4 protein-coding genes are annotated in these 3,523 nt (G+C 75.5%); 2 read left to right on the top strand and 2 right to left on the bottom strand.

What is annotated here, in order from left to right; genetic code table 11:
• Positions 1-155: 155 nt before the first annotated feature.
• On the bottom strand, positions 156-425 hold the full coding sequence (locus tag ACFCX4_RS35350) for a hypothetical protein (protein WP_376151426.1): 270 nt from the start codon (positions 423-425) through the stop codon (positions 156-158).
• Between the two features lie 65 nt (positions 426-490).
• Entirely contained in the window at positions 491-817 is a 327-nt protein-coding gene (locus ACFCX4_RS35345) for a metal-sensitive transcriptional regulator (RefSeq protein ID WP_376151428.1), read from the bottom strand.
• Positions 818-964: 147 nt separating this feature from the next.
• Here ACFCX4_RS35345 and ACFCX4_RS35340 point away from each other — a divergent pair, with 147 nt between their 5' ends.
• Both ACFCX4_RS35340 and ACFCX4_RS35335 read left to right on the top strand, forming a co-directional pair.
• On the top strand, positions 965-1,252 hold the full coding sequence (locus ACFCX4_RS35340) for a heavy-metal-associated domain-containing protein (RefSeq protein WP_376151424.1): 288 nt from the start codon (positions 965-967) through the stop codon (positions 1,250-1,252).
• Between the two features lie 135 nt (positions 1,253-1,387).
• The coding region (locus ACFCX4_RS35335) for a heavy metal translocating P-type ATPase (protein WP_376151423.1) at positions 1,388-3,523 on the top strand (2,136 nt) is incomplete at its 3' end.

The raw sequence follows: 3,523 nt of genomic DNA, 5'->3' as shown, positions 1-3,523 counted from the left end.
GGGAGGAACCCCTCCCGGGCCGGGGCCCGTCCCGTGTCCGGCCTTGGCGTCCGGCCGCAGTGCCGGTCGGTCGGTCCGCAGTGCCGGCCGGTCGGGCCGGTCCCTCGGGCCGGTCCGCGCGTGCCGGCGCGGTGTCGGTGCCGGCATGCGCGGTGTCAGCGCCGGTGTCCCGGGTCGCCCTGCGCGCTCGACCCGGCGACGGAGTGGGGGGCCCGTGCCGAGGCGGCGGCCGAGGCCTCCGGCGCGGCCGGGGCCGGTGCGGGCGGGTCGGACGCCGACGGGGCGGGCGCGTGGCCGGTGTGCACGGTGGCTGCGGGGCGCGGCGCGGGCGTGCCGTCGCCGGTGAGGTGGCCGACGCCGTAGGCGGCACCGAACACGGTGGTGACTCCGGCGGCGAAGGCGGCGATCTTCAGGGCGGTGTTCACGGCGGACTCCTCGGGGCGGGGCGGGCGGCGGGGGTGGGCGGCGGAGGGCGGGCGAGGCCGGGGGCTCAGGAGCGCATCAGGCGGGCGATCGCCTGCGAGGCCTCGGCGACCTTGGCGTCGGCGTCGGCCCCGCCGCGGGCGATGGCGTCCTGGACGCAGTGGCCGAGGTGGTCGTCGAGCAGTTGCAGCGCGACCGACTGGAGGGCCTTGGTGACGGCGGAGACCTGGGTGAGCACCTCGATGCAGTAGCTGTCCTCGTCGACCATCCGCTGCAGCCCGCGGATCTGGCCCTCGATCCGGCGCAGTCTGCGGCGCACCTGGTCCTTCTCGTGGTGGTAGCCGGTCATGAGGGTCCTCCGGGGTCGTCGCGCTGGTCCTCCGACACTCCCGATTAGATACCCCTAGGGGGTATGTGGTCAAGGAATGGGCGACGGGATCGAATGGTTGCGATAGATACCCCCTGGGGGTATAAAGGAGCCATCGCCGAGAGGTACCCCCCGAGGGTATCCCGGAATGTCGATCGACCTACGGAGGAACCCATGTCCTGCTGCTCCACCGACGGCACCTGCTCCACCGGCGCGACCGTCACCGTCGACCCCGCGGCCCTCCCCGCCACCGTCTCCACCGTCTACGCGGTCGCCGGGATGACCTGCGGCCACTGCGAGCGGGCCGTCACCGAGGCGGTCTCCGCGCTCCCCGGCGTCACCGCCGTGCAGGTCGACGTGGCGGCCGGCCTGGTCACCGTCTCGGCCGGCGCCGCGCCGGACGAGGAGGCCCTGCGCGCCGCCGTCGACGACGCCGGCTACGAGCTCACCGGCCGGGCCTGACCGCCCGGCGGGCCCGGGGCCCGGCCCCCGGCCGCGACCGTTCGGAACCCCCCGGGGGTACCGGGCCCCGACCCGACCGCAGCACCCGGGATCCACCACCCACCATCCACCGCCCACGACCCACGAGGAGCCCAGATGACCACCCAGGCGCCCGCCTCCACCGAGGTGGAACTCCAGATCGGCGGCATGACCTGCGCCTCGTGCGCCGCCCGGATCGAGAAGAAGCTCAACCGCATGGACGGGGTCACCGCCACCGTCAACTACGCCACCGAGAAGGCCCGGGTCAGCGTGGCCGGCACCGTCGGGGTCGCCGACCTGATCGCCACCGTCGAGGCCACCGGCTACACCGCCGCGGTGCCTCGCCCGGCCACCTCCGCACCCGCCGGGGAGGACGGCGACGGTCCCGCCGGACCCGCCGACGAACTCGCCCCGCTGCGGCAGCGCCTGATCACCGCGCTCGTCCTGGCCGTCCCCGTCATCGCCATGGCGATGGTCCCCGCCCTGCAGTTCGACAACTGGCAGTGGCTCTCGCTGACCCTCGCCGCGCCCGTCGTCACCTACGCCGCCTGGCCCTTCCACAAGGCCGCCTGGACCAACCTCAAGCACGGTGCCGCGACCATGGACACCCTGGTCTCGCTCGGTACCGGCGCCGCGTTCCTCTGGTCCCTGTGGGCCCTGTTCCTCGGCCACGCCGGGATGCCCGGCATGCGGCACGGCTTCGAGTTCACCATCGCCCGCACCGACGGCTCGTCCAACATCTACCTGGAGGCCGCGGCCGGCGTCACCGCCTTCATCCTGGCCGGCCGTTACTTCGAGGCCCGCTCCAAGCGCACCGCCGGGGCCGCCCTCAAGGCGCTGCTGCACCTCGGCGCCAAGGACGTCACCGTCCTGCGCGGCGGCGCCGAGGTCCGGGTCCCGGTCTCCGAACTGGCCGTCGGCGAGCTGTTCACGGTCCGCCCCGGCGAGAAGATCGCCACCGACGGCGTGGTGACCGAGGGCGCCTCCGCCGTCGACGCCTCGATGCTCACCGGTGAGTCCGTGCCGGTCGAGGTGGCCGTCGGCGACGCCGTCACCGGCGCCACCGTCAACGCCGGCGGGCGGCTCGTCGTCCGGGCCACCCGGGTCGGCGCCGACACCCAGCTCGCCCGGATGGCCAAGCTGGTCGAGGACGCGCAGAACGGCAAGGCCGCCGCCCAGCGGCTCGCCGACCGGATCTCCGCCGTCTTCGTGCCCGTCGTCATCACCCTGGCCCTGGGCACCCTCGGCTACTGGCTCGGCACCGGTGAGGGCTGGGCCGCCGCCTTCACCGCCGCGGTCGCCGTGCTGATCATCGCCTGCCCGTGCGCCCTCGGCCTGGCCACGCCGACCGCCCTGATGGTCGGCACCGGCCGCGGCGCCCAGCTCGGCATCCTCATCAAGGGCCCCGAGGTCCTGGAGAACACCCGCCGCGCCGACACCGTCGTGCTCGACAAGACCGGCACCGTCACCACCGGCCGGATGACCCTGCTCGCCGTGCACACCGCCGAGGGCGTCACCGAGGACGAGGCCCTGCGGCTGGCCGGCGCCCTGGAGCACGCCTCCGAGCACCCGATCGCGGCCGCCGTCGCCACCGCGGCCGCCGAACGCCTCGGCACCCTGCCCGCCGTCGAGGGCTTCGAGAACGTCCCCGGCCTCGGCGTCCAGGGCGTGGTGGACGGCTACGCGGTGGTCGCCGGCCGGGAGGCCCTGCTCGCCGAGTGGGCCCAGCACCTGCCCACCGCGCTCGCCGGGGCCAAGCGGGCCGCCGAGGCCGCCGGCCGCACCGCCGTCGCGGTCGGCTGGGACGGCGCGGCGCGGGCCGTCCTGGAGGTCGCCGACGCCGTCAGGCCCACCAGCGCCGGGGCGATCGCCGAACTGCGCGCCCTGGGTCTGCGGCCGGTGCTGCTCACCGGGGACAACCGGCTGGTCGCCGAGGCGGTCGCCGCGGAGGTCGGGATCCCGGCCGGGGACGTCATCGCCGAGGTGCTTCCGCAGGACAAGGTCGCCGTCGTCGAGCGGCTGCAGGGCGAGGGCAGGGTCGTCGCGATGGTCGGCGACGGCGTCAACGACGCCGCCGCGCTCGCCCGGGCCGACCTCGGCCTGGCCATGGGCACCGGCACCGACGCCGCCATCGAGGCCGCCGACCTGACCCTGGTCGGGGGCGACCTGCGCTCGGCCGCCGACGCCATCCGGCTCTCCCGCCGGACCCTCGCCACCATCAAGGGCAACCTGTTCTGGGCCTTCGGCTACAAC

The sequence above is a fragment of the Kitasatospora sp. NPDC056327 genome, from assembly GCF_042261735.1.
Classification (GTDB): domain Bacteria; phylum Actinomycetota; class Actinomycetes; order Streptomycetales; family Streptomycetaceae; genus Kitasatospora.
Note: the sequence above shows the minus strand (reverse complement) of the source record. Positions and strands in the feature narration are given on the sequence as shown.

Coding starts and splice junctions, on each gene's coding strand:
- ACFCX4_RS35340 (WP_376151424.1), top strand. CDS start 965: ATGTCCTGCTGCTCCACCGACGGCACCTGCTCCACCGGCGCGACCGTC.